Origin of the sequence: Vagococcus carniphilus, assembly GCF_014397115.1 — a bacterium.
GTDB lineage: Bacteria > Bacillota > Bacilli > Lactobacillales > Vagococcaceae > Vagococcus > Vagococcus carniphilus.
In genome coordinates, this window is record NZ_CP060720.1 from 915,462 (window position 1) to 931,932 (window position 16,471).

Here is a 16,471-nt window from a genome sequence, read left to right on the forward strand (position 1 = left end):
GGAGGGGGTATTTTTGATGGATGAAAACATCTATGCAGTTGTTGATATTGAGACAACTGGAACAAATCCCGAACGTGATAAAATTATTCAATTTGCTTGCGTTTTGGTTCAAAAGGGAAAAATCATTAACTATTTCTCTACGGACGTTAATCCCCTACTAGCAATTCCTAAAAACATCGAATCTTTAACAGGTATTAGTAATCAACAGGTTGCTAATGCTCCTTATTTTGAAGACATAGCACCAATCATTAGCCAGCTAATTTCAGATTGTGTATTTGTTGCTCATAATGTTTATTTTGATTTTTCTTTTTTGAATAGTGAATTGTCAAGAGCTGGAGAAATAGAATTAAAAACAAAATGTATTGATACGGTTGAACTCTCTCAAATTCTTTATCCTACATCGACAGGATTTAGAGTTTCTGATTTAGCTGAAACATTGAATTTAACACATGATAATCCCCATCAAGCTTTAAGTGATGCTTATGTGACAGCTGAGCTTTTTATTTGCTTGTGTGAGAAGTTAAAAACAATTCCTTATGTCACTTTGAAAAAAATGACTGAATTGTCTTATTTACTTGGGGTAGATAACTCTATGCTTTTTGAAGAAGTTCTTTTAAGTAAAGAAAGCCAGTTGAATCAAACTGAATTTGATAGGGTTAAAACGATTGAGAGTATTTCTCTTAGAGAAAAAGATTATACTTTTAAAGAAAAAAAAGTAAGAGAGAAGAAAGATTTTCCAAAAACAAATAAGGAAAAAGAACTACTTTTTTCATCTTCGTTTGTCAACAGAGAGCCACAATTGAAAATGATGAATACTATATCTGATTTTGTTGAAAAAGAACAGGGAAAAAACCTTATTATCGAAGCTAGTACAGGAGTTGGAAAAAGTTTAGGATACTTAATGCCTCTGAGCTACAACAATAATAATTATCCTATTATTGTTTCAACAAGTACCATCATGCTACAAGAGCAATTAATTGATAGTACCTTAGAGCAATTAAAAGAAGTGACTGATAATGACTTATTTGGTATGGTTTTAAAAAGTTATCAGCATTATATTGATCTTGAAAAATTTAATAAGACGTTGAAAGAATGCCCTATTGAACAAAAACAATATGCAATTAACCAAATGGCTGTGTTAACTTGGCTAATTGAGACTGAGACTGGAGATTTAGATGAAATTAATTTAAATAAACAACATGTTTTCTTTGATCATATCAAGCATAGAGGTGTACATACATTAAACAGTCAGTCAAATTTTTATCAAGAAGATTTTGTTAAGTATTTAGAAGAGAAGAAAGAAGTAGCTGATGTTATTGTTGTTAATCATGCTTTTTTATGTGAAGAAAACAAACGAGATATCTCATTAATTCCAAAATCTTCTATTTTAGTAATTGATGAATCTCATAAATTAATTAGTCAATTTGAGAATCAAGAAATGATCTCTTTATCATTTAATCATGTCTTTTCTTTATTGAAAAAACTAAAAGAGTCAGAAGAGGCTAATTTAGCGTTGGCGAAATTAAATCATTCTAAATTAAATCGTACAGTCGAATTGTTAGGAACTTTCTCTATAGACGTTAGAGAAGACTTACATTGGTTAGAACGCTTTTTAATAGAAGTAGGTGGTTTTTTAGAAGGGAAAGAAGAGGTGCTGATGGAGAATTTACCAGAAGTACTTGAATGGCCGGTCCCAATGAGAAAAAATTTAAAAGAACTTATAACCATTTTAAATGAAATTAATCAACTTACTGAAGATTTTAAGCAAGAAATTATTAAAAATATGTCTAACATCAAAACAAAAGATTACTTTAATTTACTTGATTATCTTCATGTTTTAGAACAACTTTCTGAATGGAATAAACATTTTTCAACATTCTTTAAAACATTAGAAAAAACTAACGTCAGATGGATAACTTTAAAGAAAGATCATTTTACTCTAAAAATGCTCGATTTTTCAAAACTATCTATTCAAACAACTCGTTGGTATCAGTCATTTGAAAAAATTATTTATACAAGCGGGACACTTCAATTGGATGTAGATTCTAGTTACTTTGAGAAACAATTGAATATACCTGATGCCAAGAAAGTTAAAATTGAAGATACTTTTGATTATCAAAAAAATGCAAAATTTCTTGTTGTTTCTAAAAAAGAGAAAATATCAAATCAGGCAACGTTCATAGCTAAGACCATTATTGAAAGTCGAAATATTGGAAAAGAATCAATGCTGGTTCTATTTACTTCTCATCATCTATTGAAACAAGTTTATCAACAGCTTTCTCAGCATTATAACCAGCAAGATGTTGAACTTTATGCTCAAGATATAACTGGAACAAAAGAAAAAATAGCGAAGCAATTTGCTAAACGAGCAGGTGGTATAATTTTAGGGGCAAATAGTTTTTGGGAAGGAGTAGATTTAAATCTTCCTAATTTAGATTTAATTATCATGACTAAGCTTCCATTTGATCCTCCAAAACGACCATTGATAGAAGCTAAGTATCGCTTTATAGAAGAACAAGGAATGAATCCTTTCTATACTGAAGCAATTCCTCAAGCAGGGATGCGATTAAGGCAAGGATTAGGACGGTTATTAAGATCTGATGCAGATAGAGGCGTTATTCTACTATTAGATGATCGACTAACAAAATCAAGTTATTCGCAGCAACTATTAGGCTATTTACCACAGGGGCTACAAGTAGAAGAATGTAGTTTGGAAACTAGTTTAGCTCAAATGAGTTTGTTTTTTACAGAAATTAACTGAAAAAAAATTGAAAAGTTGCTATAATAGGAAAAAAGAATGAGGAGGCAAGCTTGTCGTGAATAGAAAAAGAAATCAACAACTCAAAATATTTGGCTCCATTTTAATTTTAACCATTGTACTAGTTGGAGTTGTTTTGTTTCAATCAGCTTCCCCAATGAGAAAAGCCAAAAGTCAGGCTGTTAAAATCTCAAAAAATGTTGCAGGTATTTCAGATGTGCAAGATTTTTATTGGTTTACACGAGATAAAACATACTTTACAGTTGTAGGAACTGATAATAAAAATGTTGAAAAAATCGTCTTTTTACCTCAAGATGGTTCTGAGGCAGTTATTATGAATCAAAAAGATGGAATTACAAATGATGAAGCTATAAAAAAAGTTTTAGACATGAAAAAAACAAAGAGAATCAATAAGGTTTCACTTGGTATTTATAAAGAAAAGCCAGTATGGGAAGTAGTGGCAGACAGTATAGAAAGTGGTTTAGACTATTATCTTATTGATTTTAAAAGTGGGGAACTTGTTAATGAAATAAATCAGGTTTAATAGGGGAGGATAGCTATGAAAGTATCTAATAGAGTATTGAAGTTAAAACCATCAACAACATTAGAAACAGCAGCAAAAGCAAAAAAATTAGCCGAAAAAGGAATTAACGTATTAAATTTAGCGCTAGGAGAGCCTGATTTTAATACACCTGAAAATATTCAGGATGCTGCTGTTAAAGCAATTAAGAGTGGAGAAGCTAGCTTTTATACAGCAGTTTCTGGACAAAAGAAATTGATTGAAGCAGTCATTAGCCGGACAAAAGAAGATTATGGTATTGAGTATGAACCTAATCAAGTCGTGGTTGGAACAGGTGCTAAATTTATTTTATTTATTCTGTTTCAGGCATTATTGAATGAAGGTGATGAAGTTATCATTCCATCACCTTACTGGGTAAGTTACGGAGAACAGGTTGAAATTTGTGATGGAATACCAGTTTTTGTGGAAGGTATTGAGTCTAATCATTTTAAAGTGACAGTTGAAGATTTAGAGAAAGTAACTACAAATAAAACGAAGGCTTTTATTTTAAATTCACCTTGTAATCCAACTGGTGCTATTTATACGCCGGAAGAATTGGAAAAAATTGGTAAATGGGCAGTTAAACATAATATTTTAATAGTAGCCGATGATATTTATGGCAAACTAGTTTATAATGGGAATGTCTTTACGCCAATTGCAACATTGTCTGAAGAGATAAAAAAACAGACAATCGTTATCAATGGAGTATCTAAAAGTTATGCAATGACTGGTTGGCGAATTGGTTACGCCTTAGGAGATGAGAAACTTATTTCTCAAATGGTAAAAATCGCCTCTCAGGCAACAAGTAATCCATCTGCTGTAAGTCAGTATGCTGCAATTGAAGCTTTAACAGGAAATCAAGAACAAGTTGAGAAGATGCGTTTAGTATTTGAAGAACGTTTAAATCTCACTTATAAACGACTTAATGAAATACCAGGAGTTAAGATCGATAAGCCTCAAGGTGCTTTTTATTTATATCCTGATATATCTGAATGTTTAGAATTATGTGGGTATGACAATGTGACTGATTGGGTAAATGATTTACTAGAAGAAGCTCACGTAGCTGTTGTGACAGGAGAAGGATTTGGAACCAGTAAACATATACGTCTAAGTTATGCAACAGATTTAGAAACTCTAGATTTGGCAATGGATCAGATTATTGCTTTTGTTAATAAAAAGCAAATCAAATAAATTAATATGGATGGAGAGTTGGAATGAAAACAATACAGATTATTGATTCAAAGAATCATGTAGGAGAAACAGTAAAAATCGGTGCTTGGATTGCAAATAAACGTTCAAGTGGTAAAATTGCTTTCTTAAACTTAAGAGATGGCTCAGCCTTCTTCCAAGGGGTTGTTGTAAAAGCAGAAGTAGGTGATGAGTTATTTGATTTAGCAAAAGGCTTAAATCAAGAAACATCAGTTATTGTTACAGGTGAAATTAGAGAAGATACGCGTTCTAAATTTGGTTATGAATTGGGTGTTACTGGTCTTGAAGTTGTTGGTGAAAGTCACGACTACCCAATTACACCAAAAGAACATGGAACTGACTTTTTAATGGATCATCGTCATTTATGGTTACGTTCTTCTAAACAACATGCTGTTATGCAAGTTCGTAATGAGTTAATTCGTGCAACTTACGAGTTCTTTAACGAGCGTAACTTTATTAAAATTGATCCACCTATTTTAACAAGTAGCGCACCAGAAGGAACAACAGAATTATTTGAAACAGATTATTTTGGCGATCCTGCTTATCTGTCTCAAACAGGACAATTGTACTTAGAAGCAGCAGCAATGGCTTTTGGAAAAGTCTTTTCATTTGGACCAACTTTTAGAGCTGAAAAATCTAAAACACGTCGTCATTTAACTGAGTTTTGGATGATGGAACCTGAGATGGCGTTTGTCACTCAAGAAGAAAGTTTAGAAATTCAAGAGCAATATGTAGCATTTATGATTGAAAAAGTTTTAGAAAACTGTGACTATGCTTTAGACGTTTTAGGACGTGATAAAGAATTACTTAAAAAATATACAGTTTTACCATTCCCAAGAATTTCTTATGATGAAGCTGTTGAATTATTACAAAAAAATGGCTTTGAAGATATTACATGGGGAGATGATTTTGGTTCTCCACATGAAACATTCATTGCTAATCATTATGAAAAACCAGTATTCATTTTGAATTATCCTAAATCAATGAGTCCATTTTACATGAAGCCACATCCAACAAGAGATGATGTTGTTATTCGTGCTGATATGATTGCTCCAGAAGGATACGGTGAAATCATTGGTGGTAGTGAACGTGCTATCGGATTTGAGTATTTATTAGAACAAATTGAAAAAGACGGTTTAGATCGTAAAGATTATGAATGGTACTTAGACTTACAAAAATATGGTCCAGTTCCTCACTCAGGCTTTGGTTTAGGTCTTGAAAGAACTGTTACTTGGGTATGTGGTATTGAACACGTACGTGAAGCAAGTCCATTCCCACGTTTATTACACCGTATTTATCCATAGAGAGTTCAATTAGAGGTAGAGATGAAAATCTTGCCTCTTTTTTATTTGACTTTCAAATGGAAGAAGAGTAGTATTGATTTATAAGTTACAAACGTAAACAATAAAAGAAAGGTGATAGATATGAAACAAACAATAAAGATTAATGGCATGAGTTGTGAGCATTGTGTAGGAAAAGTGGAGAAAGCAGTATCTGAGTTAGATGGTGTGGATAAAATAAAAGTGAAGTTAAAAAATGCAGAAGCTAAAATCAAGTTTGATGAAACTAAAATTCCGTTAGAAAAGATTTTAGAAACAGTTACAGAATTAGGCTATGAAGCAAGCAGCATCTAATATAATAATATTTGATAAAAGCTGATTTTAAAAAATCGGCTTTTTTTATTTGACAAGTTAAAAAGATTAGGATAGTATCATACATACAAATGTATGTATAGGAGTGATTGTTATGGCTCGTAATAAATACCCAGAAAGAACTAGAAAAGCAATTTTAGAATCAGCTGCTAAACTTTTTACGTTTCGTGGTTGGGAAAATGTGACGATTCAAGAAGTGATTGATGATGTGGGAGGTATTACTCGAGGTGCTTTCTATCATCATTTTAAATCGAAAGCTGATTTAATTGATGCAGTTACGGAAGAATATTTTTCCGAAAATAAGAGTGTGTTAAATCAGATTACTGATACAAAAACGAAAGCAGTCGATCGTTTAAGACAAGGCATTATTTTAAGTTTAAAAAAACAAACTGAAAAAGGTGCGATGACTAATATTCCTAGTGTTGTTAATTCACCAGAATTTATTTTTAGAATCGTTCACGATAGTATTGAAGTAACTGCCACTGAGGTATCACGTTTAATTGAAGAAGGTAACAAGGATGGTTCTTGTCAGGTTGAGAACATCAAGGAAGTTTCTGAAATGATGATGTTATTGTTTAATATTTGGAGTAATCCTAATATTATTCATGTTAGTCAAACTGATTATCAATCAAAAATTAGGTTTATTGATCAATTGTTAAAAACATCAGGTTTGCCACTAATTGATGAATCAGTTATAGACGCTTTTATGGGATATTACGAAGAAACAAAAAAATAAACAAATACGTTTATTTTTTTAAAGTTATACATACATTTGAATGTATCTTAAAGGAGAAGAGAAAATGAGATTTTTTGAAATATTATTTATTGGCTTTACTTTACTAACTTTAGGTAGTATCATACTAAAATTTGATGTAGCAAAACGTTATCGAAAACCGATAGCAATGACAGAAATAGGACTGATGATTTTAAGTTTACTCATTGATAGTTATCGTTGGCAGATAATTCCCACTTATGGTTTAGCTATTTTGGTAATTGTTTTACTTTTTACTTTAAAAAGTAAAGAAGAAATTCGTTTCCCAAAAAGCTTAGTTGTCGGAAAAATAGTAGGAGCTTTGTTAGCTATTTTGGTAACGATTAGTCCACTGTATGCTTTTCCAATCACTCAATTTAAAGCTCTTTCTGGTAACTATGAAGTGGGAACTAGAAGTGTGATGCTAACTAATAATAAAAATAAGAAGAATGAAAAAGATATGATGATTCAACTGTATTATCCATCAGTTGATAACAAAGGAAAATTTACTGATTATTCAGTAGATATAGATGGTTTGAGACATGAACTAGCTAGAACACAAGGGATGCCAGATATGATTACAGGTCATATGAATCAAATAAAAACTCATTCTTATTTAGATGGAAAAGTTGCTAGTGATGAGACATTTCCTTTACTTATTTTTTCACATGGGATGACTTTATATAATCGTCAAAACACTTTCCAACTAGAAGAGTTAGCAAGTCATGGTTATGTTATTGCGGCAGTTAACTATACAAAAGATTCTGCTCTTACACTGTTTGAAAATCAAGCGTATGTTCCTTATGAAGACAAAGATTTAACTTTAGACTATCTAGATAAACATAATTTAGAGTGGCAAGCTGATGCTCGTTTTGTTTTAGATTCATTATTAGATAAAAAGAATAAAAAATACGATGATGTAATGAAACAAGTAGATACAGATAAAATTGGTGCTCTTGGTCACTCTTATGGTGGAGCAACATCAACGTACTCACTTATTAATGACGATCGTATTAAAGCAGCCATTAATATGGATGGAGGATTTTATGGTCCAGCAATAAAAGAGGGCGATATAACAAAACCATTCTTACTTATGAATGCTAGTGATACTATTAAGAATATGAAAGAAGGAAAAGACCCATTATTTGTAGAGTGTGGCATTCGAAATGATCAAGTCAATCAACCAGGTGTTTACAAATTAATCTTGCCAAATACAGATCATGGAAGCTTTACAGATTTAGCTGGTTTTTCACCTTTAATTGCAGTAAAAAATGCTGATTACAAAAAAACATTTGAGACAATTAATCAAGTGTCACTTGGATTCTTTGATCAACATCTAAAAGGTAAAAATAAAAAAGCTGTTGATAGCTTTTTAAATGAACATAAAGATATAAAAGTCGAAAAATATTAAAAAAGGTCAGTAAAAGTTGTTAAGCTTTTACTGATCTTTTTTATTAAACTAAATGAAATAAATGAGCAATCAATGTGGTTAACATAGTAATTCCAATGCCAATCGCTGTTGGAACGATAAATGAAACGAAGGTCCATTTTTTGCTTTTAGTTTCTTTGTAAATAGTGATTAGAGTAGTTGAACATGGCCAGTGATACAAAGTAAATAATAAGACATTCGTTGCTGTTAACCATGTCCAACCATTGTTAACTAGTAATTGATGAAATTCGTTAAGTGAATTAAAGTCTGTAATCGTACTAGTTGCCATATATCCCATTATCATGATAGGAATAACAATTTCATTAGCAGGTAATCCTAGAATAAAGGCCATTAAAATGGTTCCATCAAGTCCCATTAAATGAGCAAAAGGATCAATAAAAGCAGTAATACTTTGTAAAATAGATTGATCACCAATATGAATATTTGCTAAGACCCAAATAACTAAACCTGCTGGAGCGGCTACGATAATGGCACGCCATAAAACGAATAAGGTTCTATCAAAAATAGAACGAACAATTACTTGTCCTATTTGAGGTTTTCTGTAGGGCGGTAATTCTAATGTAAAGGAAGAAGGTAATCCTTTTAAAATTGTTTTGGATAGTAAAGTAGAGACCCAAATCGTTGTTGCCACACCAAGCAGAATAACTCCTGTTAAAAAGGCAGCTGATTTAACAGAACCTAGTAACCCAGTACTTGTACCTGCAAAAAACATTGTAATGACAGCAATTAAGATTGGAAAACGACCGTTACAAGGAACAAAGTTGTTAGTAACGATAGCAATTAGTCTTTCTCTAGGTGAATCGATAATTCTTGCACCTACGACACCTGCTGCGTTACAGCCAAAGCCCATACACATTGTTAGTGCTTGTTTACCACAGGCTCCGGCCTTTTGGAAATATTTATCCAGGTTAAAAGCCACTCTCGGTAGATAACCAAAATCTTCAAGTAAAGTAAAGATTGGGAAGAAGATGGCCATTGGTGGTAACATAACAGCAACTACGGTTGAGAGAACTTTATAGATTCCATCAATTAAAACGCTTTGAAGCATGTTAGGTACATTCATTTGATTAGCCATTTTAGTTAACCAATTGCCAAATTGATTAAAAGTATCTGCTAAGAAATCAGAAGGCCCATCCGCTCCAACAATTGTAAACCAAAAAACAAGCATTAATAATAGAATCATAATAGGGATACCGGTACTTTTTTGAGTTAAAATTTTATCAAGTACACGGTCTTTTTTATCAAAATCTTTTTTTCCATAACTAATGACATCATTTGCAATAACTGAAGCTCGGTCTAATAAAGCTAGGATTTCAGTTTCAGAATCATCATGGAGTTGATTTAAAGCATCTCGCATATAAGGATTAGCTTGTATGTCCCCAGTAATGACTTGTTCAGTTTTCTCCATTAATTCATCTAAACCTTGTTTTTTCACAGCAGAAGTTCCAACAACTGGAACACCAAGTAATTCTTGAAGTTTTAATAAATCGATACTAATTTTTTTCTTTTTGGCTTCATCTAGCAAATTAACACAAACGACAACTTTAGGTGTGATTTGCATGATCTGTAAAACTAAGTTTAAATTTCGCTCTAAGCTCGTTGCATCACAAACAACTATAGTAGCTTCTGAATCTTTAGATTGGATGAAATCACGAGCCACTTCCTCTTCTTGAGAATGGGCCATTAAAGAGTATGTTCCTGGTAAATCTACAAGGACATAACCTTGGTTTTTATGTTGAGCATAACCTTGTGCTAAATCAACAGTTTTACCTGGCCAATTACCAGTATGTTGTCTCATTCCTGTGAGTTCGTTAAAAATTGAACTTTTACCTACGTTAGGATTTCCAGCTAAGGCAATTGTTCTGTCAGATTCGTTTTTCTTTTGAATAACGAAAGTATCGGTTGTTTCTTCCATCATTTCGTCATCACCTCAATATATTTAGCGTCACTATTTCTAAGTGCTATGGTTGTTCCTCTTACCCGGTAAGCAATCGGGTCACCTTTTGGGCTAACTAAAACTTTTTTGATAGGAGTTCCTTTGTAGAACCCTAAATCTAGTAATCGTCTTTTCATTTCTGCGTCAGGATGAGTGATATTCTCAACAAAGACTTCTTCATGATCATTAATAGTTAGTAAATTCATGACTCGTTCTCCTTTTTAGGTTAACCTAATCTTTTTTTAGTATAATCCTAATTCAGGTATATATCAACCGATTTCAGGAAAGATTTGTATATTAAAGATGGTAATCTCCATGTAATTCGTTATAATAGAAATAGTTGTAAAAAAGGAGGTATACGATGTCAATTGAAACGTTTATTAAAACATATTATGTAGAGCGAAAAGGAACAGGTTCTGTCAAATGGGACGGATTAAAAGAGAAATTTTCAGATGAAAATCTATTACCATTATGGGTGGCTGATATGGATTTTAAGGTACCAGTTGCTGTTCAAGAAGCATTAGCTAAGAGAGTAGAACATGGGGTTTTTGGATACTCTTTAGTAGAAGAATCTTACTATAAAGCTTTTAGTCAATGGCAAAAAAACCGCCATGGCATCAACATTGAAAAAGATTGGATTCGTTTTACAACAGGAGTTGTTAATTCATTTAACTACCTGATACAAACTTTTACAGAGGTAAATGATAGTGTTATTATTTTAACTCCAGTTTATTATCCGTTCTTTGATGCTGTAAAAAATAATGAGCGTCAATTAGTAACGTCATCATTAAAGCAAGAAAATGAAACGTATTATATAGACTTTAAAGATTTTGAAGAAAAAATTATTAAAAATAAAGTAAAACTTTTTTTACATTGTTCTCCTCAAAACCCAGTGGGAAGAGTTTGGACACGTGAAGAGTTGACACAACTTTTTGATATCTGTCAAAGACATCAAGTTAAGATTATTTCAGATGAAATACATCAAGATTTTATTCAACCTGGAAAAAAATTTACGAGTGCTTTGTCAGTAGACGATTCTTATTTAACAGAATTATTTGTTTTAACGTCAGCATCAAAAACATTTAATTTAGCTAGCTTGCTTCATTCTCATATACTGATACCTAATGAAGAACATCGAGTAGCGTATGATAAATACACAGAAAAAATTATCAATAATCCTGTTAGTTTATTTGGTGTGTTAGCGACTCAAGCAGCCTATGAAGAAGGTGAAGAGTGGTTAGATGAGTTAATTCAAGTGGTAGAACACAATTATCATTTATTAAAAGACGAAATTAGCCAATCACTTCCTAAAGCATCACTTGCTAAAAAAGAAGGAACCTATTTAGCTTGGTTAGACTTATCTGAGTACCTTTCTAAAGAAGAGATGTCAACTATTTTGGAAAAACAAGTTAAAATTGCGATAGATTATGGTGAATGGTTTGAAGAAAAGAGTGCTGGTTTTATAAGAATTAATTTAGCGACAAAACCTGAAAATATTAAGATAGCAGCTAAACAGCTAGCAAAAGTCTTAAATAATAAATAGGTCTTGTTATTAAAAAAAATTAAGTTTATTTAAATGTCTGGTATTTACAATAGTTTTTATAAAAAGTATATGCTAGACTTGTTTTAAATTGTTATTTATAGGAGATGAATTATGGAAACTCGTAAGAAAAGAAAGAAAAAAATGAGTCCGTTAAAGAAAACAGTTTTAATTCTTTTAGGTGTTCTCGTAGCCTTACTTGTCGGAGCAACAGCGATTGCAGGGAAGACATATTTTGATGTGAAAAATACGGCAAATAAAGTAAGTAAACCAGTAAAAGGTCGTCCAGAAGGAACTAATATCAAAGACGGAAAACCATTCTCTGTTTTAATGCTTGGAATTGACACAGGAGAATTTGGACGTTCAGATGTCGGTCGTTCTGATACATTACTTGTTGCAACAGTTAATCCTAATGAAAAGAAAACAACTTTATTAAGTGTTCCTCGTGATACTCGTACTGAGATTGTAGGGCATGGAACAGTTGAAAAAGTAGCACATGCTTATGCTTATGGACAAGAAAAAATGGCACTAGATACTGTTGAAAAATTATTAGGTATTCCTCTTGATCACTATGTGTGGATTAATATGGAAGGATTTGAAGATTTAGTTAACGCTGTTGGTGGCGTTGAAGTAAATAATAAATTTGAATTCAAACAAGATGGACATACATTCCCTAAAGGAAAAAATAAATTAAATGGTGACCAAGCTTTAGCTTATACAAGAATGAGATATGAGGATCCAAATGGAGATTACGGTCGTCAAGTGAGACAACAAGAAGTAATCGCAGCTATTGCAGATCAAGCATTAACTTTCAACGGTGTAACAAAATATAAACAAATTTTAAAAGCAATTGAAGATAACATGAAAACAGATTTAGAACCTGAAGAAATGTTTAAAATTGCCATGGATTACCGAGAAAGTTTTAAAACGATTGATGAAGAAACACTTCATGGTAATGGTGAAATGATTGATGGTTTATCTTACCAAGTTATTCCTGATGAAGAGTTAGTCAGAGTACAAACATTATTAAAACAACAATTAGCTAAATAATAAAAAAGCAGTTAAGACACTTCAATTTGATAGGTCTTAACTGCTTTTATTTTTTTATCTATGCTAAAGCTCCCATTGGGTCCCAAGGGGCAAGAACTGTAACATCATCTTTTTCGACAATATCTTTTAACTCAGCTGGTAAGAATTTTTTGTTGATAACTATTTGATAAGTGTATTCATTTAACCAGTCATCACTCATAACAAAATAGCCTTTTGTTCCCACTTTATCTCCCCAACTGTTTTCAATTTTCCATTTTGTTGGTTTATCATCAACTAAATCCACACCAGTAATAACCATGGCATGTGTCATTAGACTTTCACCGTAATCAAGACGTTCTGCTTTTGTCATTTGATAATCAATATCTAATGTTTCAGAAACACTGTAAACATCTGTAGCCATAACGCCTGAATCTTTTGTTGAGGATTGACCGACATCACAACCATACCAAACAGCCTCTCCTGCTTTTAGTTGATCGATAGCTAATTTTTTAAATGTTTCAATATCAACATTTAAGTGACGAACTTCTTTTCCACCAACAACATTACCTAAAAGTTCAACTGAATACATATGATTATATGGTTTATCAGCAGTTGGTGCGTTAATGACACTAACATAATCTGCTAAATCTCGACCAATAAATTCATCATAAAAAGATTGAGGTGTTAGGTTTTGTTTCAACTGGTAATTTCCATCAGTATCGACATAAGAAAAATCAAATGAGTCTGGTGGAGTACCAAGACTTGTTGCTAATAAATTGTAAATTTCTTGCAACATTCTTTCTTTTACTTGAGCAATTTCTTCGCTTGTTTTGCTGTCTGATACCATTTTTCTTAAAGTGACAGCATCTTTTCTTAATTTTTTATTGAGAAAATCATTTATTTCACGACTTTGAGAACTGCTGAAAGTTTCTGGCATAATTTGTTTTGGAACGATACCATATTTTTGAATGATTGCTACTAACATATCCCATTGTCCACCGTCTTGTTGGGGTGTTTGTAAAAGGAAAGCAACCTTTCGACTTGTTAAAGATTCGTTACTAGTAGCTAAAATATTTTCATAAAAATAGTTAGCTTTTTCAAACTTATCCCAGAAGAAAGTATAATTTTGAGATAACTCAAAATCTTTAATATGGAAGGTTTGACTTATTTGGTGACGGAAAGTGTTTAAGGCTGCAAACATCCAGCACCGTCCACTTTGTTTTTGATTTGAGACATCCCCTGTATCTAAATCAATAGAAAACACAGGATTATTTTTGACGATAGAAGCTTGATTTTCAGATGAAGCTAAAATCCCATTTTTCATAACTGCTCGCTGACTGATTAAATGACTAGGAACAGAATGATATTTATTATTAAATTGTTTGATTTGTTCGATAGAAATTTCTTTTGACATAAATTTAATCATCCTCTCATAATTTGACTACACCTTTATTGTACTCTTTTAATTTAAAAAGAAAAGCCATATGAATGACCGATTTTTTTAGGCGTTTCAATTGGCGAAAATATGTTCGCTATGGTAAAATAAAAAGGTCAATATACAACCAAAGGAGAATGAAATTATGATAGAAAGAAGTACTGATCATACCTTTGATTTGGTTTCGAAATATGAGCCATCTGGTGATCAACCAGAGGCAATAAAAACCCTTGTAGATAATATAAATAAAAAAGAAAAAGCTCAGATTTTACTAGGTGTGACAGGATCGGGTAAAACTTTTACGATGTCAAATGTGATTAAAGAAGTCAACAAACCTACCTTGATTATTGCTCATAATAAAACGTTAGCAGGTCAATTATATAGTGAGTTTAAAGAGTTTTTTCCAAATAATGCTGTTGAATATTTTGTTAGTTATTACGATTATTATCAACCAGAAGCGTATGTTCCTTCAAGTGATACTTATATCGAAAAAGATTCAAGTGTGAATGATGAAATTGATAAATTACGTCACTCAGCTACTAGTTCATTGCTAGAGAGAAACGATGTGATTGTGGTTGCTTCTGTTTCTTGTATTTACGGATTAGGAGATCCAAAAGAATACCAAGAGCAAGTTCTGTCTTTACGTGTTGGGATGGAGATGGAAAGAGATCAACTATTAAGAGAATTGGTAGATATTCAGTTTGACAGAAATGATATTGATTTCCAACGGGGACGCTTTAGAGTTCGAGGAGACGTAGTAGAAATATTCTTAGCTTCTCGAGATGAACAAGCTCTTCGTGTGGAATTTTTTGGTGATGAGATTGATAGAATCAGAGAAGTAAATGCATTAACTGGTGAAATTATGTCAGATACAGAACATGTGGCTATTTTCCCGGCTACTCATTTTGTGACAAATGAAGAACAAATGGAAAAAGCTATTACAAGAATTCAAGATGAATTAGATGTTCGACTAAAAGATTTAAGAGAAGATGAAAAATTGATAGAAGCACAACGCCTTGAACAACGAACGAACTATGATATTGAGATGATGCGTGAGATGGGCTATTGCTCAGGTATTGAAAATTACTCTCGTCATATGGAAGGACGAGACGAAGGAGAACCACCTTATACATTAATTGATTTCTTTCCAGAAGATTCTTTAATTATGGTGGATGAGTCTCACGTAACAATGCCTCAAGTTCGAGGAATGTATAATGGGGATAGAGCGAGAAAACAAATGTTAGTAGATTATGGTTTTAGATTACCTAGTGCTCTAGATAATCGTCCATTAAAATTAGAAGAATTTGAAGAACATGTTAATCAAATTGTTTATGTTTCTGCTACTCCAGGCCCATATGAAAAAGAAGAAACAGACCTTATCGCAGAACAAATTATTCGTCCAACAGGATTGCTTGATCCAAATATTGAAGTAAGACCTATCATGGGACAAATCGATGATTTAGTTGGTGAAATCAATGACAGAGTTGAGAAAAATGAACGTGTCTTTATTACGACTTTGACGAAAAAAATGTCTGAAGATTTAACTGATTACTTTAAAGAACTTGGGATTAAAGTTAAATATCTTCATAGTGATGTTAAAACCTTAGAAAGAACAGAAATTATTCGTGATTTAAGATTAGGTGAGTTCGATGTTTTAATTGGAATTAACTTACTTCGAGAGGGAATTGACGTTCCAGAAGTATCATTAGTTGCTATTTTGGATGCTGATAAAGAAGGCTTCTTACGAAGTGAGCGCTCATTAATTCAAACAATAGGTCGTGCAGCAAGAAATGAAAATGGAAAAGTTATCATGTACGCAGACAAGATGACAGATTCAATGAATCATGCGATTGAAGAAACGAAACGAAGAAGAGCTATTCAGGAAGCTTATAACGAAGAACATGGCATTACACCTAAGACAATTATTAAAGAAATCCGTGATTTGATCAGTATTTCTAAGGTAAGTGAAGAAGAGGAAGAAGTTAGCTTAACAGAACAATATGAAAATCTTAATAAAGAAGAAAAATCTGAATTGTTACTTGAACTTGAAAATCAAATGAAAGAAGCAGCTAAAGAGCTGGACTTTGAAAAAGCCGCTACTTTAAGAGATACCCTTCTTGAATTAAAATCTGGAAAATAAAGGAGGATCACC

13 protein-coding genes are annotated in these 16,471 nt (G+C 32.3%); 10 read left to right on the forward strand and 3 right to left on the reverse strand.

Going from position 1 to position 16,471, the window contains the following annotated elements:
* The first annotated feature begins 16 nt into the window (after window positions 1–16).
* From H9L18_RS04600 to H9L18_RS04630, 7 genes are all read left to right on the forward strand, one after another.
* On the forward strand, window positions 17–2,761 hold the full coding sequence (locus H9L18_RS04600) for a helicase C-terminal domain-containing protein (protein ID WP_126795143.1): 2,745 nt from the start codon (window positions 17–19) through the stop codon (window positions 2,759–2,761).
* 55 nt (window positions 2,762–2,816) lie between these two features.
* Window positions 2,817–3,302, forward strand: a complete 486-nt coding sequence (locus tag H9L18_RS04605; RefSeq protein WP_126795141.1) for a cell wall elongation regulator TseB-like domain-containing protein — start codon at window positions 2,817–2,819, stop codon at window positions 3,300–3,302.
* Window positions 3,303–3,317: 15 nt separating this feature from the next.
* Window positions 3,318–4,508, forward strand: coding sequence for a pyridoxal phosphate-dependent aminotransferase (locus tag H9L18_RS04610; protein ID WP_126795139.1), 1,191 nt, complete (start codon window positions 3,318–3,320; stop codon window positions 4,506–4,508).
* A gap of 23 nt (window positions 4,509–4,531) precedes the next feature.
* Window positions 4,532–5,830 carry an asparagine--tRNA ligase gene (gene asnS / locus H9L18_RS04615; RefSeq protein ID WP_126795137.1) on the forward strand — a complete coding sequence of 433 codons (1,299 nt, stop codon included), beginning with the start codon at window positions 4,532–4,534 and terminating at the stop codon, window positions 5,828–5,830.
* A 120-nt stretch (window positions 5,831–5,950) separates the two neighbouring features.
* Entirely contained in the window at window positions 5,951–6,160 is a 210-nt protein-coding gene (copZ, locus tag H9L18_RS04620; protein ID WP_126795135.1) for a copper chaperone CopZ, read from the forward strand.
* A 112-nt stretch (window positions 6,161–6,272) separates the two neighbouring features.
* On the forward strand, window positions 6,273–6,914 hold the full coding sequence (locus H9L18_RS04625) for a TetR/AcrR family transcriptional regulator (protein WP_126795133.1): 642 nt from the start codon (window positions 6,273–6,275) through the stop codon (window positions 6,912–6,914).
* A 64-nt stretch (window positions 6,915–6,978) separates the two neighbouring features.
* Complete coding sequence (locus H9L18_RS04630; protein ID WP_185847504.1) at window positions 6,979–8,340, forward strand: alpha/beta hydrolase family protein; 1,362 nt, start codon at window positions 6,979–6,981, stop codon at window positions 8,338–8,340.
* A gap of 43 nt (window positions 8,341–8,383) precedes the next feature.
* On the opposite strand, the gene feoB is transcribed toward H9L18_RS04630, so the two are convergent.
* On the reverse strand, window positions 8,384–10,297 hold the full coding sequence (gene feoB / locus H9L18_RS04635; RefSeq protein ID WP_126795129.1) for a ferrous iron transport protein B: 1,914 nt from the start codon (window positions 10,295–10,297) through the stop codon (window positions 8,384–8,386).
* A complete protein-coding gene (locus H9L18_RS04640; RefSeq protein WP_126795127.1) occupies window positions 10,294–10,521 on the reverse strand; it encodes a FeoA family protein in 228 nt (75 codons plus the stop codon). The genes feoB and H9L18_RS04640 overlap by 4 nt, the downstream gene beginning before the upstream one ends.
* A gap of 155 nt (window positions 10,522–10,676) precedes the next feature.
* Between H9L18_RS04640 and H9L18_RS04645 the strand changes: the two genes are divergently transcribed.
* Window positions 10,677–11,858 (forward strand): MalY/PatB family protein, encoded by a 1,182-nt coding sequence (locus tag H9L18_RS04645; RefSeq protein WP_126795126.1) that lies wholly within the window; start codon window positions 10,677–10,679, stop codon window positions 11,856–11,858.
* Between the two features lie 111 nt (window positions 11,859–11,969).
* The gene (locus tag H9L18_RS04650) at window positions 11,970–12,905 is read left to right on the forward strand and encodes an LCP family glycopolymer transferase (RefSeq protein WP_246433310.1); all 936 of its coding nucleotides are present in this window, start codon (window positions 11,970–11,972) and stop codon (window positions 12,903–12,905) included.
* A 58-nt stretch (window positions 12,906–12,963) separates the two neighbouring features.
* Here H9L18_RS04650 and H9L18_RS04655 read toward each other — a convergent pair whose 3' ends face one another.
* Window positions 12,964–14,298 carry a C1 family peptidase gene (locus H9L18_RS04655; protein ID WP_126795124.1) on the reverse strand — a complete coding sequence of 445 codons (1,335 nt, stop codon included), beginning with the start codon at window positions 14,296–14,298 and terminating at the stop codon, window positions 12,964–12,966.
* Window positions 14,299–14,464: 166 nt separating this feature from the next.
* Between H9L18_RS04655 and uvrB the strand changes: the two genes are divergently transcribed.
* Window positions 14,465–16,459, forward strand: a complete 1,995-nt coding sequence (gene uvrB / locus H9L18_RS04660; RefSeq protein WP_126795122.1) for an excinuclease ABC subunit UvrB — start codon at window positions 14,465–14,467, stop codon at window positions 16,457–16,459.
* The last annotated feature ends 12 nt before the right edge of the window (window positions 16,460–16,471 follow it).

Excerpts from the sequence above, each read along its gene's own strand:
- H9L18_RS04600 (WP_126795143.1), top strand. The coding sequence starts at position 17 with ATGGATGAAAACATCTATGCAGTTGTTGATATTGAGACAACTGGAACA.
- H9L18_RS04610 (WP_126795139.1), top strand. The coding sequence starts at position 3,318 with ATGAAAGTATCTAATAGAGTATTGAAGTTAAAACCATCAACAACATTA.
- asnS (WP_126795137.1), top strand. The coding sequence starts at position 4,532 with ATGAAAACAATACAGATTATTGATTCAAAGAATCATGTAGGAGAAACA.
- copZ (WP_126795135.1), top strand. The coding sequence starts at position 5,951 with ATGAAACAAACAATAAAGATTAATGGCATGAGTTGTGAGCATTGTGTA.
- H9L18_RS04625 (WP_126795133.1), top strand. The coding sequence starts at position 6,273 with ATGGCTCGTAATAAATACCCAGAAAGAACTAGAAAAGCAATTTTAGAA.
- H9L18_RS04630 (WP_185847504.1), top strand. The coding sequence starts at position 6,979 with ATGAGATTTTTTGAAATATTATTTATTGGCTTTACTTTACTAACTTTA.
- feoB (WP_126795129.1), bottom strand. The coding sequence starts at position 10,297 with ATGATGGAAGAAACAACCGATACTTTCGTTATTCAAAAGAAAAACGAA.
- H9L18_RS04640 (WP_126795127.1), bottom strand. The coding sequence starts at position 10,521 with ATGAATTTACTAACTATTAATGATCATGAAGAAGTCTTTGTTGAGAAT.
- H9L18_RS04645 (WP_126795126.1), top strand. The coding sequence starts at position 10,677 with ATGTCAATTGAAACGTTTATTAAAACATATTATGTAGAGCGAAAAGGA.
- H9L18_RS04650 (WP_246433310.1), top strand. The coding sequence starts at position 11,970 with ATGGAAACTCGTAAGAAAAGAAAGAAAAAAATGAGTCCGTTAAAGAAA.
- H9L18_RS04655 (WP_126795124.1), bottom strand. The coding sequence starts at position 14,298 with ATGTCAAAAGAAATTTCTATCGAACAAATCAAACAATTTAATAATAAA.
- uvrB (WP_126795122.1), top strand. The coding sequence starts at position 14,465 with ATGATAGAAAGAAGTACTGATCATACCTTTGATTTGGTTTCGAAATAT.